Raw genomic sequence first — 24,661 nt, 5'->3', positions numbered from 1 at the left:
CCTCACCTCTCCCACTGCTTCAGGACCTCGGCGAGGCCCGGTGCCTCCCGGTCCCGCCGGGACATGGATGTGACCGGCAGCGGCCAGGGGATGGCGAGCTCCGGGTCGTCGAAGGCGATCGTCACGTCCTCGGCCGGGTCGTGCGGACGGTCGATCCGGTACGCGGTGTCGGCGGTCGCGGTCAGCGCCTGGAAGCCGTGCGCGCACCCCGCCGGGATGTACAAGGTCGCCTGCGTCTCGCCGGACAGCTCGAAGAACGTCCAGTCCCGGTACGTCGGCGAGTCCGGGCGAAGGTCCACGACGACGTCGTAGATCCTGCCGTACGAGCAGCGCACCAGCTTGGCCTCCCCGGCACCGGAGCGCAGGTGCAGGCCGCGCACCACGCCCCGTGCCGAGCGGGAGACGCTGTCCTGGACGAAGGCGTGGGGATCGAGGCCCACCGAGCGGACCACGTCCGCGTCGAAGGTGCGGCAGAAGAAGCCGCGTTCGTCGGTGTACGGCGTCGGCTCGAAGAGGTACGCGCCGGCGATCCGCGGGACTTCGGTCACTTTCATGGTGTCTCCCGATACGCGTGGGCGGGGCCGGCCGCCGGAAACAGGGCCTCGGTCAAGTCGGCGAACTGGCGCGCCAGTTGATGCGCGACGGTCAGGTTCCGCTCGGCGAGGGTCCGCCGCAGCTCCGCCGACCGCTTCTCCAGCTCCCGGAACTGCTCCAGCAGCCGGTCGGCGTCGACCTCGCGAGCCGGGTGGCAGAACGCCCCGAGCCCCATCCGGTCCATGAGCGCGTCGCTCTTGGCGGCGTAGCTGAGCGCCAGCGTCGGCGTGCCGGTCCTCAGCGCGCAGACGAGGTTGTGGTACCTGGTCGCCACCACCGTCTCCGCCGCCGCCGTCTCCTTCATCAGGTCGGCCAGCGAGCCCGCCTCGGCGGCGGTGACCAGCGGTGAGCCGACCGCGTCGCGGATCGCGGCGGCCACCGGCACGTCGCACGCGTCCCCGGTGAGCAGCCGGACGGGCCTGCCGTCCTCGGCCAGGGCGCGGACGAACCGGGTCGTCCCGTCGAGGTAGCGCCGGTGGATCTCCTCGGCGCGGGCGCGGTCGTCGTTGCCGCCGTGGAAGTCCATGACACCGACGCACACCGGCCCGGGCGGGCCGGGCGGGCCGGGCGGGGGCGTGCTCGCCTGCGGCGCCGGCAGGGCGAACGCCAGGTCCGGGTGGACCGGGTCGCGCGTGGTGTCCACGCCCATCTCCCGCAGCGCGTCACGGGACTGGGCGTCGCGGTACGACCGGTACGCGGCCAGCCGTGCCGACCGGCGCACCAGCGCCCGCGTCGCCCGGTCGCCGATCGGGGCCGCCCCGACACCGACCAGCGCGACCCGCGTACCGCACAGCCGCCCGCTCGCGCACAGCAGGAACAGCGCGTACGGGAAGCCCCACGGCCGCAGCGGCAGTGTGGCCTCCAGGACGCCCATGCCCGGCACGATCACCACGTCGTGCCGGCGCACCCAGGCCGCGGTGCGCACGGCGTCGACGAGCTTGCCCAGCCCCTTCCCCGCGATCGCCCCCGCACGCGAGGCGGTCCGGTACTCCCCGCGGTACCAGTGCAGCCGCGTGGCGGGGATCCCGTACCGGGCCGTGACGGCCTCGGGCCCGCCGCACAGCGCGTCCACGACCGCCTCCGGGTGCTCGGCACGGAGGTAGCCGAGCACGGCCTCCAGGGAGCCGTCGTTGCCGAGGTTGCCGGAGCCGAGCAGGCCGAACACCCCCACACGCGTCGGCCTCACGCCCGCCGCCCCTCACGGCCGGCGACGAGGTCGTCGACCGAGACCTCGAACAGGGCCGGGTCGACCGGCACACGGTCCTCGACCCGCTCGCCCGCGCCCGGCCGCACCCGGCTGGCCATCCACGCGGCCAGGTGCCGGTAGCACGCGCGCCGGTCGGCCGACGACAGCGGCGCCCGCCGGATCGCCGCGACGAAACCCCAGACGTACTCGGCCAGCAGCCGGGGCGTCGGATGCAGCAGGCCCGCCCGACGCGGGTCCAGATTGACGCACCGGGAGCGCTTGGAGGGGTTCGCCCGCTCGGCGCGGGCGGGATGGTCGCGGCGGAAGTACAGCAGCTCCGGCACCTGATGGAAGGGCCCGTGCAGGGTGATCTCGGCGACGAACGTGCGGTCCGCGTGGTGGTAGCTGTCGTGCGGCTTCACCCGGCGCAGCACATCGGCGCGCATCACCCCGTAGAAGTCGTCGCCGCCGGGCTCGAACAGCAGGCTGCGGAAGCGCTCCGGCGCGCGCGGCGAATCGGTGGCGAGGGTGTACGCGTAGGGGACCTTCACCCGGCCCTCGCCGTCGACGACCGCCTGGCCGGAGTGCGCGAGGATCACCTCCGGCCGCTCGTCCAGCGCCTCGACGCAGCGCCGCAGCAGGTCGCGGGCGTAGAGGTCGTCGTGCGAGGCCCACTTGAAGAGCTCGCCGCGGCACTGGGCGAACACATGGTTGTGGTTCGGCGCGGCGCCGATGTTCCGGGGCAGCCGCAGATACCGGATGCGGGAGTCCTGCGCGGCGTACTTGCGGCAGATGTCCTCGGTCCCGTCGGTCGAGGCGTTGTCGGAGACGACCAGCTCGAAGTCCTCGTAGGTCTGGCCGAGCAGGGCGTCGAACGCCTCCGCCAGGTACTCCTCGCCGTTGTAGACGGGCAGGCCGATGCTCAGCCGGGGTTGCGCGGTCATGGCGTCCTCACTTCGGGGATGGGGTTGTGGTGGCGCTCGCGCAGGGCGGACCGCAGATGCAGCCACCACCCGCCCGAGGCGCAGACGGTCGCGGCGGCGACGCCCCAGGCCGAGCCGACCGTGCCGCCCGCGGCCGCACCGCCGAGCCCGCCGGCGACATAGCCGGCGGACGCGAACAACTGGGCGCGCAGGCTGCGCCGGGCCGCGCCGAGCGCACGCAGCCCGGCCGCCGCGCCGGTGCCGAGGCCGGCGCCCGCGACGCCGAGCGTGGCCGGCACGACGAGCTCGGCGGCGGCGTGCCAGACACCGCCCAGCACCAACTCGCCCAGCCGGTCCGGGACCAGCAGCAGCGCCCCGCCCCACAGCAGCGCGGCGACGGCCTGCCCGGCGCCGAGCAGAAGACAGAACGCGCCCAGCCGGTGCGGGGCCCGCCGCAGCACCCGCGCCGCCTCCGCGACGGTGACCAGCGACAGACCCATCAGCACGGCGAGGAACGGGCCGAGCAGCAGCTCGGCGCCCCGGATCACTCCCACCGCGCCGACCCCGACGATCGCGCCGAGCCCGTACGCCCGCAGCTGGCTCGCGCCGCTGACACAGGTGTTCTCGACCAGGTACCGGTAGCCGAGGTCGCGGTGCTCGCCCACCCAGGCGCGCACACCGTCCGGCCGGGGCGCGATCCCGGACTGGAAGCAGCCGTACACCGCGGCCACCGCGGCGGCCCCGCCCCAGGCGAGCAGGAACGCGGCCACGCTGCCCGCACGGGCCGCCACCACCATGGCCGGGACGAGCGCGACGCCCCACACGACGTCGTTCACGAACGCCTTGCGCCCGGCGCCGGCGGCGAAGAACGCGTACCGCCAGGCGTCCTGGAGCAGCAGCCCCGGCAGGACGACCCCGAGACAGGCGAACGCGGTCCCCACACCGCCGCCGACAGCCGGCCCGGCCACCAGACACGCTCCGCCGACGGCGACGCCGACACCGAGCGCGGTGCCCGACGACCGCGCCACGGCTCCCCGCCAGGCCGCCTCCGGCACACCGCTGAAGCGCACCACGAGCGGGTCGGTGGCCAGCCCGCGCGACACGCTGAGCACCACGCCGTACGTCACCCAGGCGAGACCGAACACACCGAACGCGGCCAGCCCGAGCGAGCGGGCCACGTAGATGCCCACCGCGAAGTTGGTCATGCTGGAGGCCGCCTGGTCGGCCAGCCCCCAGGACAGCCGGCCGGCGACGGCCCGCCGGGCCGACCGGGCCGGTGCCGGCGTCGGGGCGCCCTGCGTGGTCACCGGCGTCACGCCTTGATCAGCCCGGCGCCGCGCAGGGCGTCGGCCGCGGCGGCGACGGTGTCGAACGGCAGCCCGGACCGCTCCGCGACATCCAGCAGACTGTGCTCGCCGTCGGAGAGATTGAGCACCCACAGCATGGCCATCTGCGCCTGCTTGGTGTCGCTGCGGCCGCCGAGCGCGTCGTACAACCCGCGTCGGCCCAACTGCGGCTCGCCGTAGGGGCTGAGGTTGAGGTACCGGCGGTTGCGGTCGAGGACGGCGAACGCCTCCCGGCACACGGCGAGCGTGTCCGCCATCGCCTGCGGGGAGACGAAGTCCAGGTCGTCCGCCGAGGTGTGGTACTCGGGGTAGCCGGCGTACGGCGTGCGGGTCAGCGAGCCCACGCCGAGGTCGAAGCCGGGGGAGCAGAACTGCCGCTCGTCGTAGCCGTAGGGGGTGAACTCGGTGACGCGGTGCGGGCGCCGGGACGCGGCCAGCACGTGCCGCATCACCCGGTCGATCTCCGCGTCCCCGCGCCGGCTCCGCTTGTACGTGAGCGAGCCCGGGTCACCGGCGCAGGCCAGCACCAGCCCGTGCCTGACCCGCTCGATCCGCTCCCTGTTGCGGGCCAGCCAGGTGATCGCCCCGATCGTGCCGGGCGCGAACAGGAACCGGTAGGTGTAGTACGGCGTCCGCTCCGCCAGCGCCCTGGCCAGGAACGTCGCCACCGCGATGCCGGCCAGGTTGTCGTTGGCCAGCGACGGATGGCAGACATGGCAGGAGACGATCACCTCGTCCGCGACCTGACCGGGGATCACATGCTCGGCGTAGGTGAGGTGGCCGTCGGCGAGGGTGGAGTCGATCCGCACCTCGTACACGCCGTCGGGCAGCGCGTCCAGGGTCTCCTGGGACAGGCAGAACCCCCAGTCCGGCTGGTAGTAGCTGGTGCGGTACGGCACCCAGGACGGGTGGTCCGGCAGGGTGTGCAGATGCGGGCGCAGCTCGGACAGCGGCATGGTCGCCGACACCGGCACGCTGTAGCCGAGCACGTGCAGGCTGGACGCGGCGAAGTCGACGACCCGGTGCCCGGAGGGGTCGGCGATGTACGCGTCGCGGATGTTCCACTCCTGCGGCACCGTCCAGTCGAGCACCTGCGTGCCCGTCGGCACCTCGTGGACCTGGAGCGGGAGGTACTCGCCCACGATTTCCAGGGTGGCGCGCACACCGTCGCCGGTGATGCTCCGGCACAGCGGGTACAGCCGCTCCACCAGCGCGTACATCTCGTCGCCGTGCAGGGTCACCGGCGCCACCGCAGCGTGTCGTCGACGGTGCCGGCCTGCGACGCCGAGCGCAGCACGGCGAGACGGGTGTAGCGCCGCTCGAAGTCCTCCCGTGTCAGCCCGAACTTCCGGTAGGCGTCGGCCAGTTCGAGCGCACCCTGCTTCACGGTCCACTCGCAGTCGAAGCCGGGCACCGCGGCGCGGAACCGGGAGAAGTCCACCCGGTACGACCGCGGATCGGCCCCGGTCTCCCCGGTGATCACCACCCGCGAGCCGGGCACCGCCGCGGCGACCTGCTCGGCGATCTCGGCGACCGTCACATTGTTGATCTCGCTGCCGATGTTGAACGCCCGGTCGTGCACCGCGGCCCGCGGCGCGGCCAGCGCGGCCGCGAAGGCACGGGCGATGTCGGCGGCGTGCACCAGCGGCCGCCAGGGCGTGCCGTCGGAGAGCACCAGCACCTCACCGGACAGCAGCGCATGGCCCACCAGGTTGTTCAGCACGATGTCGGCGCGCAGCCGGGGCGAGTGGCCGAAGGCGGTGGCGTTGCGCAGGTAGACCGGGCTGAAGTCGCCGTCGGCCAGCGCGTGCAGGTCGTCCTCCACCCGCACCTTGGACTCCGCGTACGGCGTCACCGGCCGCAGCGGGGCGTCCTCGGTCACCAGGTCGCCGCCGCCGGCGGCACCGTAGACCGAGCAGGTCGACGCGTACAGGAACCGCTGCACCCCGGCGTCGCGGGCCAGCCGGGCCAGCCGTACGGACGCGTGGTGGTTGATGTCGTAGGTGAGCTCGGGCGCCAGCGATCCCAGCGGGTCGTTGGACAGCGCGGCCAGGTGGATCACGGCGTCGACCCCGGTGAGGTGCTCGGCGGTGACGTCGCGCAGGTCCACCCGGTGGCCGGGCGGGTCCGCGGGCCGTGGGCCCAGCACACAGTCGGCGAACAGACCGGCGTCCAGACCGGTGACCTCGTGTCCGGCGGCCGTGAGGACCGGGGCCATCACGGTGCCCAGATATCCCTGGTGTCCGGTGAGCAGTACGCGCAAGGTTCAACCCCCCAGGCTGAGAGTGAGTTTGGTGGCGGTGAACGCCTCGGCGTAGCGGGCGTGGCACTCGATGCCGCGGATCCGCGCGAGGCCGAGGAAGGTCTCCCGGTCGTACCAGGGCCGGTGCCGCTGCGAGGGGTAGTGCTCCTGCAGCAGCCGCACCTTCTGTTCGGCGATCTGCGGGGTCAGCGGCTGGTAGGCCGACGGCCGGCCGAGATCGCCGTCCCACTTGACGATCTCGTAGCCGAGCACCAGGTGGTCGCGGAACGCGGTGGGCACCAGCCGGGCCAGGCCGCGGTGATCCTGGTGCGCGTCGTCGGTGCGCGGGGCCAGGATCACCTGCGGGTCGGTCCGCTCGCGCAGCTCCTCCAGCGCGGACTTGGCCTCGTCCCAGTACGCGGGCGTCCGGCCGTCCGGCAGCTTGAGCACGGTCAGCCGCAGGTCGGCGCCCGGACAGAAGGCGGCGAGCGCGGCCCGCTCCTCCTGCTCCCGCTCGCTGCCGCCACCGCAGAGCACCAGCGCGTCGACACGGACGCCCGGCCGGGCCAGACACAGCGTCAGCAGGGTGCCGCCCGCGCCGATGGCGATGTCGTCGCAGTGCGCGCCCAGCGCGACGACCCGCTCCAGGCGCCCGGCGCCGAGCCGGATCACGCGGCGGCCTCTTCCCACACGGCCCACGGGCGGTCACCACGCGCATAGGCGTCGTCGAGCGCGGCCCGCTCCTTCACGGTGTCCGTCGGCTTCCAGAACCCGCGGTGCTGATACGCCAGCAGCCGCCCGCGCTTGGCCAGTTGGGCGCATCCGTCGGCGACCAGGTCCCCGTTCTCCGGAATGTGGTCGAAGACCTCCTGGCGCAGCACGAAGTAGCCGCCGTTCTCCCACAGCGGCAGCTCGCTCACCGCCGTGATGCCTCCCACCAGGCCGTCGTCGCCCAGGTCCACGCAGTGGAACGACGACTGCGGCGGCACCACCATCATCGACGCACCGGCGTCCCGCCGGGCGAACCGGTCGATCATCTCCGGCAGCGGGGCGTCGGTGAGCACGTCCGCGTAGTTGGCGAGGAACATCTCGTCGCCCTCCAGATGGTGCCGCACCCGGCGCAGCCGCTCCCCGATCGGCGACTCGATGCCGGTCTGCGCGAAGGTGATCGTCCAGTCGGCGATGTCGGTGGACAGCAGCTCGATCCGCCCGCGGGACATCACGAAGTCGTTGGACGTCGTCTCCTCGTAGTTGAGGAAGAAGTCCTTGATGTGATGGGCCCCGTACCCCAGGCACAGGATGAACTCCGTGTGCCCGAAGTGCGCGTAGTAGCGCATGACATGCCAGATCAGCGGCCGCGGACCGACCATCGCCATCGGTTTGGGTACGTCGTCGGAGGCGCCGTTGCGCATCCGCATCCCGTAACCGCCGCAGAACAGAACGACCTTCATCGCGTGACCTCGACAATGCTCAGTTCCGGGATGGGGAAGACCAGCCGGCCGCCCCACTCGTGCACGTAGGACAGCTGCTCGACCAGCTCGTCCCGCAGGTTCCAGGGCAGGACGAGGACGTAGTCCGGCCGGTCGGCGGCGATCCGCTCGGGCGGCAGGATCGGAATGCGGGTGCCGGGGGTGAACCTGCCGTGCTTGTAGGGGTTGCGGTCGACCGTGTACGGCAGCAGGTCGGGCCGGATGCCGCAGTGGTTGAGCAGGGTGTTGCCCTTGCCGGGAGCCCCGTAGCCGACGACCGTCTCACCGCGCTCGGCCGCCTCGATCAGGAACTTCAGGAGGTCCCGGCGCACCTTGGCCACCCGGGCGGAGAACTCGGTGTACCCGGACAGCTCCTGGAGCCCGGCCGCCTTCTCCCGGTCCAGTACGTCGGCCACGCGCCGGGACGGCTCGCCGGCCGCCTCGACGGGCCGGGCCCACAGCCGGACGGAGCCGCCGTGCGTGGGCAGCGACTCGACGTCCACCAGCGCCAGCCCGCCGCTCGCCAGCGCCCGGATCGCGGACGCGACCGTGTAGTACTGGAAGTGCTCGTGGTAGATCGTGTCGTACTGGTTCTCCTCGATCAGGGTCAGCAGGTGCTGCACCTCGATCGAGACCCAGCCGTCGTCGGCGACCAGGGCGCGCAGCCCGCGCGTGAACCCGACCACGTCCGGGATGTGCGCGTACACGTTGTTCGCCACCACCAGGTCCGCCGGTCCGTGCTCGGCGCGCACGGCGGCACCCGTCCGCGGGCTCAGGAACTCCGTGAGCGTGGGGACACCCGCCTCCCGCGCCGCGGCGCCGACGTTCACCGACGGCTCGATGCCCAGGCAGCGGATCCCCCGCTCCACCACATGCCTCAGCAGATACCCGTCGTTGCTCGCGACCTCGACCACGAAGGCGTCGGCGCCGAGCCCCAGCCGCCGCACGGCGTCGGCGACGAAGGTGCGCGCGTGCTCCACCCAGGAGGTCGAGTACGAGGAGAAGTACGCGTACTCCTTGAACGTCTCCTCCGGCGTGATCAGCGGAGGGATCTGCGCGAGCCAGCACGCGGTGCAGACCCGCAGATGCAGCGGGTACGCCGGTTCCGGATCGTCGAGCCGGTCCGCGGCGAGAAAGCTCTCGCACGGTGGCGTCGCCCCCAGATCGACGACGCTCGCCAGCGTCGCCGAGCCGCACAGTCGGCATCGTGTCATCTACTGCCCCCCAACGGTTGCGTCCGACCCGCGATCGCGGTGCGGTACTCCTCCAGCAGGCGCTCCAGGCCGACGGCCGGGCTGAACCCCTGCTCGTAACGGCGCCGGGCCGCCCGGCCCATCTCCCGGCCCAGATCCGGCTCCCCGGCGATCCGGCGCAGGCAGGAGGCGAGCGAGGCGGGCTCGCCCGGCCGGTGCAGCAGCCCGGTCACCCCGTCCTCGACGAGCTCGACGAAGGCGCCGTGACCCGCGGCGACGGCCGGCACCCCCGCCGCCATCGCCTCCACGACCACCAGGCCGAACGCCTCCAGCCACGTCGAGGGAGCCACCACCGCGACCGCCCGCGCGACGGCCTCCCGGCACCCCGCCGCGTCCAGCAGCCCGACATGGCGCACGTCGCCGCGGCCCGCCGCCCACGCGGTCACCTCCGGCTCCAGCGGCCCCGCCCCGGCGATCACAAGCGGCACGCCCACCCCGCCGGCCGCGGCGAGCTCGTCCCACGCGGCCATCAGCAGCCGTACGCCCTTGGCCTCCGCGAGCCGGCCGAGGTAGAGCAGATGCTCGCCGTCGCCGGTGCGGCGGACGCCCGGATCAGGCACGAAGTTGTGCTTCACCGCCAGCCGTTCGGCCGGCATCCCGGACCGCACCAGGACCTCGCGCTGCGCCGCCGAGATGCACAGGAACCGCTCCACGCCGGACCACCAACGCCGCCGGTTGACCGACAGACTGACCGCCAGCGGCACCGTCGCCAGACGCGAGCCGCGGTAGCAGCCGTGCCGGACGGCGGGCAGCGGCGCCGCCGCCCCGACGCACTCGGTGCACGGCCGGCCGTCCCGCTGGAGCGTGCCGGGCGGGCAGACCTGGGTGTAGTTGTGCAGCGTGGCGACGGCGGGCACCCCGGCGTCGGCGCAGGCGGCCAGCACCGCGGGCGACAGCAGCGGGAAGACGTTGTGGACGTGCACCACGTCCGGCCGGTCGGCGCGCAGCCGGGCGGCGAGCTCCGCGCGCACCGCCGGGTTCCACGGCACCAGCAGCGGCACCGCGACCTTGCCCGGCAGCGACCGGGCGGCGATGTCGTCGCTGCGCCGTTCGAACACCTCGACCCGGTGACCGGCCCCGCGCAGCAGCGCCACCTCCTGGTCGACGACCTTGTTCTCCCCGCTGGGCTGCGCCGAGGCGTAGCGGTTGTGCACCACCAGGACGTGCATGCTCAGGTCACCTCCGAGGTCCGCGCCCAGCGCGGGACACGTCGTCGTGGGGCGGCGGGCGCCGGTCGGGGAGCGGCCGCGGCGGGGGCCGCCAGCAGCGAGGCGGCCACGGCCAGATGCAGCAGATACGGCGAGGCGTCGCCCAGCCCGGCCTCGGTGTACGACGCGATCGCGCAGTAGCTGATCAGGAAGAGCGCGCACGCCCTCGACAGCGACGGCGGCCGCAGCAACGCCACCCCGCCCAGCACGGCCACGACCGCCGCCACCAGGACGACACCGGTCATGCCCTGCTCGTGGTAGACGGCCAGCCAGCTGTTGTCGATCGGGAGCCCGCCGAACGACTTGTCGCCCAGTCCCGCGCCGAACAGATGCTCCGTGGTCGACCGGGGGGCCGCCAGCAGGGCGTCCCAGACCTTGGCCCGGCCCGTGAGGCTGCTGAAGTTCTCCTGGCTCTGCCCGCGCAGGAACCACGCCCGCAGCGCGGAGCCGAACGCCACCGCGGCCACGGCGGCGGCGAGCACCGCCCAGGCGAAGAACCGGCGGGCGGCGGCGCTGGTCAGCACGAGCGAGGCGATCGCCACCGCCAGCCCGATCAGCAGCCCCAGCGTGGCCGTGCGGGTGTGCGTCAGCGCCAGCAGGACCAGCGAGGGCACCACGATCACCGCCGCGCCGGTCCGGTCGGTCCGGCGGCCCAGCACCAGCAGTACGGTCAGCCCGATGATCACCGCCGCGTACTGGCCGATCTGCGGCGGGGTGAGCGGCCACAACGCGCCGACCAGCCGCCCGCCGTAGAGCTCGGGCATGGCCGTGCCCGGCGAGATCACCAGGCCGGCGGCCACCAGGGCGAGTACCGCGAAGTACATCCGGATGTGATGCCGTACGAACGTCAGGCCCCCGTCCCACCAGCGGCTGAGCAGCCACAGCGTGCCCACGAACAGCGCCAGCCGGGCGCAGCGGAACAGCGCCCCGAAGCCGGACTCCAGGTCCGCGCTGGCGATCAGGCTCGGCACCAGCAGCAGGGTGAGCAGCAGCAGATAAGCGCTGGCGCGGATCCGCAGCCGGAGATTGAGCGCGAGGGCCAGCGTGAAGGCGGCGACCAGCGCCCCCATGGTGACCATCTGGATGAGGGAGCGGGGGAGCACCACGATGGTCCTCGCCCCCGCCGAGCCGAGGGTGTTGAGGACCAGCAGCCCCCACACCACCCCGACGGCCCTCGGCGTACGGTCCGCGCTCATCTCAACCACCGCCCCGCGTGCGGAAGGTGCTTCCCGCGTCCTGCCGGTAGGGCAGCCCCTGCCACTGCGCGGAGTCGAGGACCCGGCTCGGGTCGTGGACGACGAACGTCCAGGTCCCGACGTAGACGTTGTGGTGCCAGCGGTTGTGCTGTCTGCGGGTGATCGCCTCGGCCACCCGTTCGCCCTTGTACGGCGACCAGTGCGGGTAGGTGCCGTAGTTGGCGAGCACCGCCATCCGGTCGCACTGCGCCGTGCAGTCGACGACGGCCTTGTCCAGCACGAACCGGTTGCGGTGGATGTCGACCCGCTGGGTCTTCCACCGGCAGTCGCCGTACAGCGGTGCGGTGGCGATCCCCGGCCGGGCGCAGCGGGCGGTGTCCTCCACCAGCAGGGTGCACTGGCCGGAGGAGGTGTTGGCGGGGCTGTTGCAGAACCGGTCGGCGTTCTCCCACAGCGTGATCCCGGACCAGTTGTCCTCCAGGACGTTCCGGTAGATCTCGATCTTGTCCGTGCGGGCCGGGACGCGGGGTTCGCCGCCGGACTCGGAGACGTAGACGGTCGCGAACGGGAAGGTGTCGCCGCGTTCGGCGTATCTGCGCCCCTCGACCCAGTTGTTCCGCCGGATCGTGTTCTTGCGGATGACCGCGTTGTAGCTGGTCTCGTAGATCAGCGCGGCACCGTCGTTGGCCTCCAGCAGGTTGCCCTCGATGCGGAAGTCGTTGTTGTTGGTGTCCGCCCACAGCCCGGCCCCGCGGTTGTCGTGCACCCAGTTGCCGCGGACGTCGGCGCCGTCGACGGCCCAGAACTTCACGCCTCCGGTGCAGCCGCAGCCCGGCCGCCGCCGCTCCCAGTCGTCGGTGTTGTTGCCCACGATCTCGTTGCCCTCGACCAGCAGCCCGCCGATCCGGCCGCCCGCCTTGTACGCGTTCATTCCGTACTGGCCGTTGCCGCGCAGACAGCTGGCGCGCACCCGCTGGCGATCGCCGGCCATCAGCCCGGCGCCGGAGTTGTACTGGATCGTCGCGTGCTCGATCGTCCACCCGTCGGCCGAGTCGTGGTTGACCACGCCCTCGTCGTGCGGCGCGGCGAAACCCTGCACGGTCAGGTGGCGGATGGTGACGGCGCCTGCGGTGCCGCCGAACGCGTACTGGTTGGTGCCGCGGCCGTCGAGCACCGCGCCGGGCGCGCCGAGGTAGGTGTTGCCCCATTTGGGAACGACCTGGGCGTAGCGGTCGGGGGCGAGCCTGTGCCGGCCCGGGCGTAGCCAGAACGTGGTGTTCGGGGGGCTGGTGCGGGTCTTCGCTGCCAGGTCGCCGACCACCGAGGGGTCGACCGTCACCGCGCCCTCCGGGGCCTTCGCCGGCCCGGCGGCGGGCGCGGCGCACACCCGGCCCACGGACGCGGACGGCGCGGCGGCCGGCTTCGCCGGGGCGTCCGGCGCGCTCTCGCAGCCGGCGGCTGTCAGCAGGGCCAGCACCAGCGGTACGGCCGCCGGCGCGCCGCGCCGCCGCAGGGCCGGCACCAGCAGTGCCGCCGCCCACGGTCGCCGCGGGGCCGGCCACCGCCGTGCCGCCGCCCACGCCCTCTGCCGCCTCTTCGACCCCACGCGCCCCCCTAGCCGTGGAACCCGAGCACGGTGGTGAACTCGTCGGCACCCTCGACGAAGCCGGTACCGACCAGCGTGGTGGCGGGTTCCTTGCGCCCGAACCCGGCGGAGTACCAGCCCAGCGGCGGATCGGTCTCACCGCGATGCGCGCGCCAGGACAGCTGCCCGGGCAGGTCCAGCACCGCGGAGCGGACCTCGCCGTCCCGCGTCCAGCTGAGCCGTGCCCGGTTGCCCACCAGCTCAGCGGAGACCTCCGGGCCGAGGTGGAACGCCAACCGCGCCGCCCGGCGCGGGCCGCGCACCTCGTCGACCACCCGCAGCTCCCGGCTCGCGGCCGTCAGCTCCACCCGGCGGCGGTGCACGCAGGGCCGGTAGCCGTCGTGCTCGGCACACCAGCGGGCCACCCCCGTGGTGGAGGCGTCCGCGACCAGGACGCGGCTGCGGGCGTGCCGGGTCCACAGGAACGGGCCGCCGGAGACGGACTGGTCGGCGCCGTCCAGTTGCAGGGTGTTGTGGCCGAGGGTCGACCGGAAGTACCGCCGCCACTCGGGCTGCCCGTGGTAGCAGTACGTCCCCGGGTCGGCGAGCACATCGACCCCGTCGTGCCGGACCTCCACCGACAGCGCGTCCGCGTGGGCGTGGGCGGCGATGGACAGGAAGCCGTGCGGACCGCCGTCGCAGCGGGCCCAGATCTCTCCCGGTCCGCGCAGGACGGTCAGCCCCGCGTCGGCGAAGTGGGCCGGCCGGGTCGCCGGGCGGCGCACGGACAGCGCGGTGGGCCGGACGAGCGCGGCCAGCAGCGGGGTGCGTACGTCGGTGCTGGTCACCTCCGGCCACCAGGGGAGCCGGCCGAACACCGCGTCCCCGGTGGCCAGCAGCGAGCCCCAGCGGTCGGTGCCCGTCCCGTCCAGGACCAGGCCGTGCCCGTCGTCCGCGTCGCCCTGGCGCGGCGGCCGCAGCCGGTTGTCGACGACGGCCGCGAGCGCGTCGGTCATCCGCAGCAGCACCAGCCGGACCGACACGGGCACCGCGACACCGGCGGCGTCCGCCTCGGCCACCGCGGCCAGGCCGAGCTCCAGCACCAGCCCGTGGTACTCGGTGGCCAGCTCACGGTTGAGGCCGGAGGGGAAGGTGTTGTGGCGCAGATGCCGCTCCAGCGACCGCAGCGCCTCGGCCCGCCAGCGCGCCGAGGACGGGAACCAGCCGAACGCGCAGGCCGCCGCGAACTGTCCGGCGGCCTCGGCGACGACGTGGTTGTTCGCCGACGACCCCCGGCTGGGGAAGGCCGCCAGCCAGCGCTGGTGGTGCCAGATCTGCCGCACCGCCACCGGGTTGCCCTCGAACAGCTCCCCGGCGCCCGGCCACCCGTCGAGCAGCCGGCGGATCCACACCCAGGACAGCAGCCGGATCCCCAGCTCGATGCCGCTGGTCCAGTGCACCCCGCGCAGCGGCGCGTTGGCCGACCACCACGACCGCAGATGCCCGGCCACCCGCTCGGCGTACCGCTCGTCCCCGGTGAGCGCGTAGGCGGCGGCGAGCACGGTGAGGTACTGGTGCCGGGACAGCTCCCAGATCTGCTTGACGTCCCCGACCGTGTCCTCGTCGCGGTACGGCACGTCGAAGGCGTAGCCCGACGGAGCCCGGCGCCCGGTCTTCGGGTCGTACCACCAGTCAGGGTCGGCCAGGTCGTCGCGCCCCACCCCGAAGAACTCGGCGTGCCCGGCCATCAGCCGGTCCGCCTCGGCGACCAGACGCTTCACGGCGTCCGGCGGCACCGCGTCGAGCGCCCCCGCGGGCAGGGCCGCGGCGAACCGGGCGCCGGTCACGCCGGGGCACACGGGCGGCGCCGACCGCCACCGGCGTCTGCGCACGGTGTCGCCCACCCGGCCCGCGACCTCCCGCGGCCCCATCCGGGACAGCCGCCGCAGATACCAGCCCGCGCTCATCGTCATCGCGCCGACCTCGCCAGCGTCACGGGCGCCCCGCTCGCCGTACTCGTCTGCACGGCGAGGGTGGCCGCCGTCGTCGCGACCAGGGACTCCAGCGGCACGGGCATCGGCCCGCCGGTGCGGACGGCCTTGACGAACGCGGCCAGTTCGGCGTTCTGCCCCTTGTCCCGTGCCTGCGGCAGCCGCGAACTGACCCACCGCTTGCGGCCGTACACCGAGGCGCGGACGAAGTCGTCGAGCCGCAGCACCTTGCCGTCCGCGACCAGGTCCAGGGTCTCCTTGGGGAAGCCGGGCGCGCCGGTGGTGACGTAGCTGAGGGTGGCCGTCGACCCGTCCGGGTAGCGCAGGACGACCTGGAGGTCCTCGGTGCCGGGCGTGCCGACGGCGTACACCGAGACCGGGTCGGCGTCGATCAGCCAGCTCGCCGTGTCGATGAAGTGGCCGCCCTCACCGGCGAACCGCGAGCCCTCGGTGCCCTGCTGGAGGTACCAGCTGCCGTGCTGGAGGCGGCCCGCGTTGACCAGGTAGCGCAGACTCGCCGGACGGCTCCGGGCGCCGAACCGCTGCCTGGCCTCCCCCAGCAGCGGCGCGAACCGTCGGTTGAAGCCCACCTGGAGCCGGTCGTTGCCGGACTCCTCGACCGCCTGGAGGACGCCGGCCAGTTCGTCCTCGGTCAGGGCCAGCGGCTTCTCCACGAACACGGTCTTGCCCGCCAGCAGCGCCTTGCGGGTCAGTTCGGCGTGCGAGCTGTGCCGGGTGACCACGAACACCGCGTCGACGGATGTGTCGCCGAGCACCGCGTCCAGATCGGTGGTCGCGCCGGCGAAACCGAACTTGCGCTGCGCGTTGGCCGCGGACAGCGCGGTCGTGGTGACGACCGTGGACAGCTGCACACCGTCACGCCCGGCCAGGTGCGGCAGCAGCATCGACGTGGCGTAGTTCCCCGCGCCGACGAACGCCAGCCGCACCGGCGTCCGCACGGGCCGCGCCGGACTCCGCCGGACGCCCACCGCGGGTACGGCCACCGCCGGGGCCGCCGCCTCGGCCCGCCGGCCGGGGTAGCGGAACAGCACGGCCACGGCCTTCAGCTCGCCGTCCTTCAGGCTCCGGTACGTCTCGACGGCGTCGTCGAAGTCGGCGATGCGGGAGATCAGCGGCTCCACGTCGACGCTGCCGCGGGCGAGGAGATCGAGGAAGCACGCCAGGTTGCGGCGCTCGGTCCAGCGCACATAGCCGATCGGGTAGTCCCGGCCCTCCAGCTCGTACGACGGGTCGTAGCGCCCCGGACCGTACGAACGGGAGAAGCGGACGTCGAGCTCCTTCTCGTAGTACGCGTTCCACGGCAGGTCGAGGCGGCACTTGCCGATGTCGACGACCCGCCCGCGGTCTCGGCTCAACCGGGCGGCCAGCTCGACGGGTTCGTTGCTGCCGCCGCCGGCGGCCAGATACGTCTGGTCCACGCCGTGGCCGTCGGTGAGGGCGGCGACCGCGGCCTCCACGGCGGCGGACCCGGGGTCCCCGCAGGCCACCGCGCCCAGACGCTCGGCGAGTTCGCAGCGCACCGGGTCGGGGTCGGCCCCGACCACCCGCACCCCCGAGGCGGCGAGCAACTGCACCACCAGCTGCCCGATCAGCCCGAGGCCGATCACCAGCGCCACCTCGCCGAGCTGCGGCTCGCCCTGGCGGACGCCCTGCAGCGCGATCGACCCGACGGTGCCGAAGGCCGCGTGCCGCGGCGCCAGACCGTCCGGCACCTTGACGTACAGGTGCTTGGGCACCCAGTTCACCTCGGCGTGCAGCGCGTGCTCGTTCCCCGCGCACGCCACGACGTCACCGACGGCCACATCGTCGATCCCGGCGCCGACCTGCTCGACCACCCCGCACAGCGAGTAGCCCAGCGGCGTGTAGGAGTCCAGCTTGCCCATCACCTTGCGGTACGTGGCCGGCACCCCGTTGGTGGCCACGCTCTGCATGACCTTGGCCACCTGGTCCGGCCGCGAGCGGGCCTTGCCCACCATCGACATGCCGGCCTCGGACACCTTCATCAGCTCGGTCCCGGTGGAGATCAGCGAGTAGGCGCTCCTGACCAGCACACCTCCCGGCTTGCACCCCGGCGCCGGCACGTCGAGCAGCGCCAGTTCGCCGCTCTTGTAGTTCTGCACAACCTGTTTCACCGAAGTCCTCTTGTCTCTACGCCGTCAGGAAGGGGTCCGGCCGGACCCGGAGGTCGCGCCGCGGTACCAGTACTCGAGGGTCAGCACGTGCCACAGATGCTTGGAGAAGTCCCGTTGCCCGGCGGCGTCCTCGGCGACCAGCCGCCGCAGGGCGTCGCGGCGCAGGAACCCGGAGCGCACGAGAACGCCGTCGTCGACCACCTCGCGCACCAGCGGGGCCAGATCCCGGCTCATCCAGGCCCGCAGCGGGGCGCTGAACAGGCCCTTGGGCCGGTAGACGATCTCGCGGGGCAGGACCGACGCGGCCGCCTCCTTGAGCACGGCCTTGCCCTGCCGTCCGACGATCTTGCGGTCACCGGGCACGGCGAACGCCGCCCTGACCACGTCCACGTCCACGTACGGCACCCGCACCTCGGTCGACGCGGCCATGCTCGAGCGGTCCGTGTAGGCGAGGTTCAGGCCCGGCAGGAACATCCGGGCGTCGGCCAGGCACATGCGGTTGACGAAGTCGTCCAGGTCGTTGTCCCGGTAGACGTCCGCGTGCTCGGTCAGCACGTCGTCGACCGTGCCGGCCAGGTCCGGGTCGACCAGGGCGAGCAGCTCCTGCCGGTCGTACAGGGTGTAACTGCGCCGGAACGCCGTCTCCTCCGGCAGCCCGGCGAAGGACAGGAACCGCTTCGCGAAGCGCACCGACCGCAGGCCGCGGCGGGAGGTCGCCACCGGCAGCCGGTCCACGGCCGCCGACACCCCGCGCCGCAGGGGCCGCGGGACGCGCTGGTAGCGCAGCGCCAGCAGGTTGGCCAGGTGCTTGCGGTACCCGGCGAACAGCTCGTCGGCCCCCATCCCCGACAGCATCACCTTGACCCCGGCCTCCCGCGCGGCCGAGCAGATCAGGAACGTGTTGATCGCGGCCGGGTCGCCGATCGGCTCGTCCAGGTGGTACGTCATCCGCGGCAGCAGGTCGAGCACGTCCGGGGCGATCTCGATCTCGTGCAGATCGACGCCGAACCGCTCGGCCACCTGGCGGGCGTACCGCAGGTCGTCCGGCATCGCTTCGAACCGGGCGTCCTCGGCGCGGAACCCGATCGTGTAGGCGGAGATGCCGGGCCGGTCGCGGGCCGCCAGCGCGGTCAGATAGCTGGAGTCCAGCCCGCCGGACAGGAACGTGGCCACGGGCACGTCGGAGAGCAGATGACGCCGGGTGGACTCCTCGACGACGGCGGCGAGATCCGGTGGCTCACCGCCGCGCGCCTCGGCGGCGACGTCCTTCAGGTTCCAGTACCGGCCGCGCTCCACCCGGCCGTCGGGCCGGCACCGCAGCCACGTCCCCGGCGGCAGCTTCTCCGCCCCGCGCACCGCGCAGCGCGAGTCCGGCACCCAGTAGTACAGCAGCGAGGCCACCAGCGCCGCGTGATCCACCTCCAGCGACCCGCCGGTCGCGTGCGCGAGCGCCTTGAGCTCGGAGGCGAACACCAGCCCCTCGCCGCGCCGCAGCAGGAACAGCGGCTTGATGCCCAACTGGTCGCGGACGAGCACCAGTTCGCCGGTGCGCTCGTCGAAGACCCCGAACGCGAACATGCCGCGCAGCCGGGGCAGACAGCCGGTGCCCCAGCGCCGCCACGCCTCCAGGAGCACCTCGGTGTCGGAGGTCCCGCGAAAGCGCACCCCGGCGGTCGCCAGCTCCTCGCGCAGCTCGGGCGCGTTGTACAGCTCGCCGTTGTACGTCAGAACGAGGCCGTCCCTGACCATCGGCTGGGCGCCGGTCTCGGACAGGTCGACGATGGCCAGCCTGCGGTGCCCGAGGTGCACCTCGCCGTCACCGGCGCCGTGGCTGTAGCGGCCGGACCCGTCGGGGCCGCGGTGGGCGAGGGCGTCGGTGAGCCGGTCGGTGAGGACCTTGCCGTCCGGCCATCGGTACGTGCCTGCGATGCCACACATGTCCTACCGTGCCTCCTGGTCGCTGTCCGGGACCGGTGCGGCCCACATCGGCAGCCGGCCCTCCGCCACTGCCTCGGCGGCGTGGGAGGTGCCCCCACCGTTGTGCCGGGCCGTACGCCGGCCGTATCCGCGCAGGGCGGTGCGCGGCCCGTCCCACAGCGTGCCGTCGGTGCGGTCACGCGGATCGGGGTCGATCAGCACCACACCGATCACCTCGATGCGCTGGTCCGCGAGCTGCCGCGCCACCGTGTGCAGCCATGCCGCGCTGCCGTGCCCCGCCCGCACGACGAGCACGGTCCGGGTGCCGAACTGCGGGAGGTCGGTCCACGCCGTGCCGGGCGCCACCGAGCCGACGCCGAGGCGGCGCTCCTGGTGCGGCAGGGCCGCGGCCCGCTCCGCGCCGACCACCGCCGGGTCTCCCGGCCTGCGGCGGCGGCCCGCGAGCCGCGAGCCCGGCAGACCGTCGACGACGGCCACCGGCCCTTCGGCCGCCAGCGCCCGCGCGAGGTCGAGGGCGATCGCCCCGGTGGTACGGGCACAGCCCAGCTCCAGCAGCGACACCGGCCCCCCGGCGCCGCGCACCGAGCGGGCCAGGGACACGGTGAGCCGCGTACGGTCCGCCCGCACCCGTCGGCGCCGCCACAGCACGGGCGAGCGGCGGGGCAGTTCCCCGAGGACCGAGGCGCCCAGGTTCGCCGCGATGTCCCGGCGCAGCACGGGGCGGTCCGCCACCACCGCGCCGACCGCGGCCACCGCGAGCCCGAGGGCGAGCCCGAGGAAGAGCCCGATCGCGGCGTCGGTGGCGACGGACCTGGGCAGGGAGTGCCGTATCGCGCGCGGGGCGTCCACGATCCGCGTGCCCACGACGATGGCGGGAGTGCCCATGCGCGCCTCCTCGGCGCGCTGGTCGAAGTCGGCGATGCGCGAGGTGAGTTCCGCCCGGCGGGCGAACAGCGACTCCAGGTTCGCCGACGCCCTCGGGTCGCCCTGCGCGGATTCGTCCCCGATCGCCTCGTTGACCTCGGCGAGCTCCTTGCGCATCCGGTCGCGCTGGTCGAGCAGGGCCTTGGCCTCGGCGTTCGCGGCGTCCCGCATCCGCTTCACATGGTCCGCGACGAACGCGTCGGCCAGCGCCCCGGCCCGGGCCACCGCCTCCGCGTCGCTGTCACCGGACACATCGATCCGCAGCAGGTTGTTGGTCACCCCCGTACCGCGGTAGTCCCGCATGAAGTCCTCCGGCTTCTCCCGAGAGCCGAGGGACTTCAGGGCCTGGCCGGCGATCCGCGTGGTGTGCAGCAGCTCGACGTCGGTGCGGATCAGGGTGCCGGTGTCGTTCGGCTGGTCCTCCTTGTGCGCGACCAGCACCTTGGTCGTCGCGCTCGGGGGCGGCGGCAGCAGGATCGCCACCGCCGCGCCGATCAGCAGCCCCAGCAGCGCCAGGGAGCCCCACAGGCGGCGGCGCCTGCGCACCGCGGCCACCAGTGCCTGGAGGTCCAGCAGCGGAGCCGGCGACTCCGCGGTTCTGCTCGTGGTCACGCCGAACCTCCCGTCGCCCCGCTGCGCACCGCGAGCGCCGAAGCGGGGTCGTCCGGCGCAGGGACGGCGGACCGCGGGGGGCGGCCCAGGGCCAGACCGGCGACGACGGTCCCGACGACCTCGTGCCCCGCGTCCGCACACGCCTCGGCGATGCCGGTGAGCTCCGCCGCGGTCCAGTGGCCCGCGCTGAGCACCACCAGGGCACCGGACTCGGCGTCGCGGTCCGGTACCAGCGGACGGGACACCGACACCCCCACCACCCGCAGCAGCGGGTCGCCCCCGGCCTCGGCGACGAGCCGCCCGGCGGCCCGGCGGGCGATCTCGTCACCCTCCGGTACGAGCACCAGCAGCCGCCGAGGAGCCGGCAGCTGTTCGCGGAGCCGGGCACACACCCGCCGGTAGCGGATCCGCGCCCCGGACTCGCCGCCGGAGGGCCGCCGGGCCGGGATGTCCCACGGCGTGTCGACACCCAGCAGCCGACGCAACCGGGCCCGCCCACCACGGCCTTCGCGCGACCGCGCGGACCGGTCGTCCGGCCCATCCGCGGCGCCGTGGCCCCCGTGCGACCGCGCGGACCGGTCACCCGGCACGTCCACGGTGCCCAGCAGCACAGCCCCCAGTGCCGCGGCGATCTCCGGTTCGGTGCGCAGCCGGCGGCTCACCCGCGCGGCGGTGAGATGGCAGACGACCGCGACCAGGACGGACAACAGCGCCCCGGCCACGACCAGGTGCACCCTCGTCGGCGGTGCCTCGCCGGCCGGCCGGGCCGCCGGGCCCATGACGACCATGCCGGCGGCCTTGGCGGTCGCCGGGTCGGCCTCGTCCAGCTTCTTCATGGCCTCGTACAGCGCGGTGCGCAGCTTCTCCAGCTCGGTGCGGGCCTGCACGCTCTCGACGGTCCGCCCCGGATCGGCCGCGTCGGCCAGTTCGGTGATGAGGCGGTTGGTCTGCTCCACCTTCCGCCGCAGCGCCTCGGGCCCCGCCGCCGTGCCCGGGGCGGTGTCGTCGCCGGCGATCCGCGCGGCGAACGCCACGAACTGCTGGGCGACCTGGTCGGCGAGCCGCTGCGCGCGCTCGGGCGTCTCGGCCGTCCCCGAGATCTCGACGATGTTCCCGTCGGCGGCCTCGGCGCTCACCCGGTCCCGCAGCTCGGCGGCGCCGACGTCGGTCCAGCCGAGCGCGGCGGCCGCCCGGTCGACCACCGCCGAACTGGCCGCGATCTCCGCCTGGGTCACCAGTTCGCGCTCCTCCCACGCCCCCGGCAGCAGCACCGACGCCGACGTCGTGTAGCGCGGCGGGAAGAACACCGCGGAGACGCCGAGGCCGACGAGCGCGCCCAGCACGGCGACGACGGCGAGCAGCCGCCGACGCCGACGGAGAATCCGCCCGATGGTGACCAGGCGTATCGTGTCATCGCTCAACGGCGCCGTCTCCTTCGTGCCCGGACCGGATCGCCCGCCGCCACCGGAGCGCGGCCACGGCACGCGGCGGCGTAGGCGGCGAGCAGCGACGCCTGCGAGTTCCGCCAGGACAGCGGTCCGCCGATCCGCTCCTGGCCGATCTTGCCCATCCGGGCCCGCTGCTCCGGGTCGTCGAGGAGCAGCGCCACGAGCCGGGCGAACTCTGACTCGTCGTTGGCGGGCGCGTAGACGGCGGCCTCACCGGCGGAGACCCGCGCCTCCTTGAGGTCGAACGAGACGATCGGCCGGCCCATCGCCATGTACTCCAGGACCTTGTTCATGGTCGACACGTCGTTGAGCGGATTGCGCGGGTCGGGGGAGAGGCACACGTCCGCGGTGGACAGGTAGCGCACCAGATCGGCGTCCGGGACGCGCCCGGTGAACTGCACCTGCTCGGTCAGCCCGAGCCGCCGGGACAGCTCCACCATCGCGTCGAAGGCGTCGCCCGCGCCGACGAACACCGCGTGCCAGTCGCTCCGCCCGATCTCGTCGCGCAGCTTCGCCAGGGCCCGCAGGGCGTAGTCGACGCCGTCCTGGGGGCCCATGACACCGAGGTAGCACAGCAGATGAGGCTTGCCCCGCTTCAACTCCGGCTCCGGCGGCACCGGTCGGAACCGATCGGTCTGGGGCGCGCTGCGCACCACGAACACCTCCTCCGGCCGCCGCCCGCCGCGCCGCACCGCCACGTCCCGGTAGCTCTCGTTCGTGGCCAGCACGATGTCCGCGGCCCGGTAGGTCCGCCGCTCCAGCGCGCACACGGCGCGATACAGCAGGTCCTTGCCGCGCCCGAAGCGGGAGAGATACAGCTCGGGCACCAGGTCGTGCTGGTCGAACACAAAGCGCGCGCCACGCCGCTTCAGCCACAGCGCGGGCAGGAACAGCAGGTCGGGCGGGTTGCAGGCGTGCACCACGTCGACCGGGCCGACCGTGCGGGCCAGCCGGAGCGTGTGCCACAACGCCGTCGCGTACTCCCGCAGATAGCCGGCCGGCCCTCCGGTGGCCGCGCGCAACGGGTAGCGGTGGATCCGCACCCCGTCGATCACCGCCTCCGGCTCGGTGTCCCGCTTCTCCCCGCGGGGACAGACGACATGGACCTCCCAGCCCGCGTCGCGCAGGGTCGTGCACTCCTGCCACACCCGCCGGTCGAACGGCACCGACAGGTTCTCCACCAGGATCAGCGCGCGCCGGCCCGACCCCTCGTCGCTGATCGCGTCACCAAGCAAGGCCCATGTACCCCGGTTCGGTCCGGCGCGTCTCGGCGTCGGGAAGGCGGATGAGGTCGACGATCACCGGTCCGCCGCCATGGGGCAGCGCCGCGAGGACGGCCGGGTCCCGGGTGCCGACCAGGCACACCTCGGCGTGCTCCAGCACCTCCTCGACGGAGTCCGCGAGCAGCTGCGCCAGGTGCGGCAGCCGGGTCTCGATGTACTCGCGGTTCGCGCCGATCAGCCGGGACAGGCTGACGTTGGCGTCGTGGATCTTCAGGTCGTACCCCTTGCCGAAGAGCCGCTCCGCCAGCTCCACGAGCGGGCTCTCGCGGAGGTCGTCGGTGCCGGGCTTGAAGGACAACCCGAACAGGCCGACCCGGCGCTTGCCGGTGCGCTCCACCAGCTCCACCGCGCGCCGCAGATGCTCGGCGTTGGAGGGCAGCACATGGGCGAGGATGGGCACCGCGACATCGGCCCGCTGCGCCGCGTGGACCAGGCTGCGCAGGTCCTTGGGCAGGCAGGAGCCGCCGAAGGCGAAGCCGGGCCGCAGATAGGCGGGGCTGATGTTCAGCTTGCGGTCGGCCAGGAACACGTCCATCACCTGGTGCGAGTCCACCCCGAGGGCCTGGCACACCGCGCCCAGCTCGTTGGCGAAGCCGATCTTCAGTCCGTGGAACGCGTTGTCCGCGTACTTGATGGCCTCGGCCGTCGGCACCGGCACCCGGAACACCTCGCCGGGCAGCCCCGCGTACAGCGCCGCCACCGCGTCGCCGCTCGCCGCGTCGAGTTCGCCGATGACGGTCTTGGGCGGGTCGAAGAAGTCCCGCACGCTCGTGCCCTCACGCAGGAACTCCGGGTTCACCGCGACCCCGACGTCCACCCCGGCCGTGCCGCCGACGTACTTCTCCAGGATCGGCACCAGCAGATTCAGACAGGTGCCGGGGAGCATGGTGCTGCGGAACACGACCGTGTGCCGCCCGCCCCGCTCGGCCAGCGCCGCACCGATCTGCTCGGTGACCCGTTCCAGGTACGTGGTGCACAGGCTGCCGTTGGGCTCCGACGGTGTGCCCACGCAGACCAGCGACACCTCGCTGCCCGCGATCGCGTCCCGCACATCGGTGGTGGCGCGCAGCGCCCCGCTGTGCACGACCTCGGCGACCAGCTCCCCGATCCGCTCCTCGACGACCGGGGCCTTGCCGTCGTTGACCAGGTCGACCTTGACCTGGCTGACGTCCACCCCGATGACCTCGTGACCGATGCTGGCCAGGCACGCGGCCGACACGCAGCCCACGTAGCCGAGGCCGAAAACGCTGACTCTCATGACCCGTTCCTCCCCCCAGGCAGGCCCCCTGGGCCTGCGGGACCGTTGGGCA

The 24,661-nt window shown here is 73.7% G+C and carries 19 protein-coding genes; all 19 read right to left on the bottom strand.

Annotated elements, in window-relative coordinates; translation table 11 throughout:
* Window positions 1-2: 2 nt before the first annotated feature.
* The 19 genes from rfbC to ACSU6M_RS00865 all read right to left on the bottom strand — a co-directional run bounded on the left by rfbC (window position 3) and on the right by ACSU6M_RS00865 (window position 24,609).
* The gene (gene rfbC, locus ACSU6M_RS00955) at window positions 3-554 is read right to left on the bottom strand and encodes a dTDP-4-dehydrorhamnose 3,5-epimerase (RefSeq protein WP_437066140.1); all 552 of its coding nucleotides are present in this window, start codon (window positions 552-554) and stop codon (window positions 3-5) included.
* On the bottom strand, window positions 551-1,780 hold the full coding sequence (locus ACSU6M_RS00950) for a polysaccharide pyruvyl transferase family protein (RefSeq protein ID WP_437066138.1): 1,230 nt from the start codon (window positions 1,778-1,780) through the stop codon (window positions 551-553). The genes rfbC and ACSU6M_RS00950 overlap by 4 nt, the downstream gene beginning before the upstream one ends.
* Window positions 1,777-2,724 carry a glycosyltransferase family 2 protein gene (locus ACSU6M_RS00945; protein ID WP_437066136.1) on the bottom strand — a complete coding sequence of 316 codons (948 nt, stop codon included), beginning with the start codon at window positions 2,722-2,724 and terminating at the stop codon, window positions 1,777-1,779. Before ACSU6M_RS00945 ends, ACSU6M_RS00950 begins: the two co-directional genes overlap by 4 nt.
* Window positions 2,721-4,019, bottom strand: coding sequence for a hypothetical protein (locus ACSU6M_RS00940; RefSeq protein ID WP_437066135.1), 1,299 nt, complete (start codon window positions 4,017-4,019; stop codon window positions 2,721-2,723). The genes ACSU6M_RS00945 and ACSU6M_RS00940 overlap by 4 nt, the downstream gene beginning before the upstream one ends.
* On the bottom strand, window positions 4,016-5,299 hold the full coding sequence (locus ACSU6M_RS00935) for a DUF4910 domain-containing protein (protein WP_437066133.1): 1,284 nt from the start codon (window positions 5,297-5,299) through the stop codon (window positions 4,016-4,018). Before ACSU6M_RS00935 ends, ACSU6M_RS00940 begins: the two co-directional genes overlap by 4 nt.
* Window positions 5,287-6,312: an NAD-dependent epimerase/dehydratase family protein gene (locus ACSU6M_RS00930; protein ID WP_437066131.1), complete on the bottom strand. Its 1,026-nt coding sequence runs from the start codon at window positions 6,310-6,312 to the stop codon at window positions 5,287-5,289. Before ACSU6M_RS00930 ends, ACSU6M_RS00935 begins: the two co-directional genes overlap by 13 nt.
* A gap of 3 nt (window positions 6,313-6,315) precedes the next feature.
* Window positions 6,316-6,963, bottom strand: a complete 648-nt coding sequence (locus ACSU6M_RS00925) for a PIG-L deacetylase family protein (protein ID WP_437066130.1) — start codon at window positions 6,961-6,963, stop codon at window positions 6,316-6,318.
* Window positions 6,960-7,742: a glucose-1-phosphate cytidylyltransferase gene (locus ACSU6M_RS00920; protein WP_437066129.1), complete on the bottom strand. Its 783-nt coding sequence runs from the start codon at window positions 7,740-7,742 to the stop codon at window positions 6,960-6,962. The genes ACSU6M_RS00925 and ACSU6M_RS00920 overlap by 4 nt, the downstream gene beginning before the upstream one ends.
* Window positions 7,739-8,974, bottom strand: coding sequence for a class I SAM-dependent methyltransferase (locus ACSU6M_RS00915; RefSeq protein WP_437066127.1), 1,236 nt, complete (start codon window positions 8,972-8,974; stop codon window positions 7,739-7,741). The genes ACSU6M_RS00920 and ACSU6M_RS00915 overlap by 4 nt, the downstream gene beginning before the upstream one ends.
* Complete coding sequence (locus ACSU6M_RS00910) at window positions 8,971-10,182, bottom strand: glycosyltransferase (protein ID WP_437066125.1); 1,212 nt, start codon at window positions 10,180-10,182, stop codon at window positions 8,971-8,973. The genes ACSU6M_RS00915 and ACSU6M_RS00910 overlap by 4 nt, the downstream gene beginning before the upstream one ends.
* A 2-nt stretch (window positions 10,183-10,184) precedes the next feature.
* Window positions 10,185-11,417, bottom strand: coding sequence for an O-antigen ligase domain-containing protein (locus tag ACSU6M_RS00905; RefSeq protein ID WP_437066124.1), 1,233 nt, complete (start codon window positions 11,415-11,417; stop codon window positions 10,185-10,187).
* Window position 11,418: 1 nt separating this feature from the next.
* The gene (locus ACSU6M_RS00900; RefSeq protein WP_437074951.1) at window positions 11,419-12,939 is read right to left on the bottom strand and encodes a right-handed parallel beta-helix repeat-containing protein; all 1,521 of its coding nucleotides are present in this window, start codon (window positions 12,937-12,939) and stop codon (window positions 11,419-11,421) included.
* A 92-nt stretch (window positions 12,940-13,031) separates the two neighbouring features.
* Window positions 13,032-14,975, bottom strand: coding sequence for an alginate lyase family protein (locus ACSU6M_RS00895; RefSeq protein WP_437066122.1), 1,944 nt, complete (start codon window positions 14,973-14,975; stop codon window positions 13,032-13,034).
* Window positions 14,972-17,146 (bottom strand): bi-domain-containing oxidoreductase, encoded by a 2,175-nt coding sequence (locus ACSU6M_RS00890; RefSeq protein WP_437066120.1) that lies wholly within the window; start codon window positions 17,144-17,146, stop codon window positions 14,972-14,974. The genes ACSU6M_RS00895 and ACSU6M_RS00890 overlap by 4 nt, the downstream gene beginning before the upstream one ends.
* Before the next feature lie 24 nt (window positions 17,147-17,170).
* Window positions 17,171-19,084 (bottom strand): asparagine synthase (glutamine-hydrolyzing), encoded by a 1,914-nt coding sequence (asnB, locus tag ACSU6M_RS00885; RefSeq protein WP_437066119.1) that lies wholly within the window; start codon window positions 19,082-19,084, stop codon window positions 17,171-17,173.
* Window positions 19,085-19,087: 3 nt separating this feature from the next.
* Window positions 19,088-20,620, bottom strand: coding sequence for a Wzz/FepE/Etk N-terminal domain-containing protein (locus tag ACSU6M_RS00880; protein ID WP_437066117.1), 1,533 nt, complete (start codon window positions 20,618-20,620; stop codon window positions 19,088-19,090).
* Entirely contained in the window at window positions 20,617-22,041 is a 1,425-nt protein-coding gene (locus ACSU6M_RS00875) for a Wzz/FepE/Etk N-terminal domain-containing protein (protein WP_437066116.1), read from the bottom strand. Before ACSU6M_RS00875 ends, ACSU6M_RS00880 begins: the two co-directional genes overlap by 4 nt.
* Window positions 22,038-23,303: a glycosyltransferase family 4 protein gene (locus ACSU6M_RS00870; RefSeq protein WP_437066114.1), complete on the bottom strand. Its 1,266-nt coding sequence runs from the start codon at window positions 23,301-23,303 to the stop codon at window positions 22,038-22,040. The genes ACSU6M_RS00875 and ACSU6M_RS00870 overlap by 4 nt, the downstream gene beginning before the upstream one ends.
* Complete coding sequence (locus ACSU6M_RS00865) at window positions 23,293-24,609, bottom strand: nucleotide sugar dehydrogenase (RefSeq protein ID WP_437066113.1); 1,317 nt, start codon at window positions 24,607-24,609, stop codon at window positions 23,293-23,295. The genes ACSU6M_RS00870 and ACSU6M_RS00865 overlap by 11 nt, the downstream gene beginning before the upstream one ends.
* Window positions 24,610-24,661 lie beyond the last annotated feature (52 nt).

Origin of the sequence: Streptomyces sp. enrichment culture, assembly GCF_964272895.1 — a bacterium.
Classification (GTDB): domain Bacteria; phylum Actinomycetota; class Actinomycetes; order Streptomycetales; family Streptomycetaceae; genus Streptomyces.
The sequence above is the reverse complement of the archived record's forward strand: the minus strand, read 5'-3'. Positions and strand labels throughout refer to the sequence as shown.

What these genes read in the sequence shown, in the direction of transcription:
- asnB (WP_437066119.1), bottom strand. Translation starts at nt 19,084, where the DNA reads ATGTGTGGCATCGCAGGCACGTACCGATGGCCGGACGGCAAGGTCCTC.
- ACSU6M_RS00905 (WP_437066124.1), bottom strand. Translation starts at nt 11,417, where the DNA reads ATGAGCGCGGACCGTACGCCGAGGGCCGTCGGGGTGGTGTGGGGGCTG.
- ACSU6M_RS00915 (WP_437066127.1), bottom strand. Translation starts at nt 8,974, where the DNA reads ATGACACGATGCCGACTGTGCGGCTCGGCGACGCTGGCGAGCGTCGTC.
- ACSU6M_RS00865 (WP_437066113.1), bottom strand. Translation starts at nt 24,609, where the DNA reads ATGAGAGTCAGCGTTTTCGGCCTCGGCTACGTGGGCTGCGTGTCGGCC.
- ACSU6M_RS00895 (WP_437066122.1), bottom strand. Translation starts at nt 14,975, where the DNA reads ATGACGATGAGCGCGGGCTGGTATCTGCGGCGGCTGTCCCGGATGGGG.
- ACSU6M_RS00920 (WP_437066129.1), bottom strand. Translation starts at nt 7,742, where the DNA reads ATGAAGGTCGTTCTGTTCTGCGGCGGTTACGGGATGCGGATGCGCAAC.
- ACSU6M_RS00910 (WP_437066125.1), bottom strand. Translation starts at nt 10,182, where the DNA reads ATGCACGTCCTGGTGGTGCACAACCGCTACGCCTCGGCGCAGCCCAGC.
- ACSU6M_RS00945 (WP_437066136.1), bottom strand. Translation starts at nt 2,724, where the DNA reads ATGACCGCGCAACCCCGGCTGAGCATCGGCCTGCCCGTCTACAACGGC.
- rfbC (WP_437066140.1), bottom strand. Translation starts at nt 554, where the DNA reads ATGAAAGTGACCGAAGTCCCGCGGATCGCCGGCGCGTACCTCTTCGAG.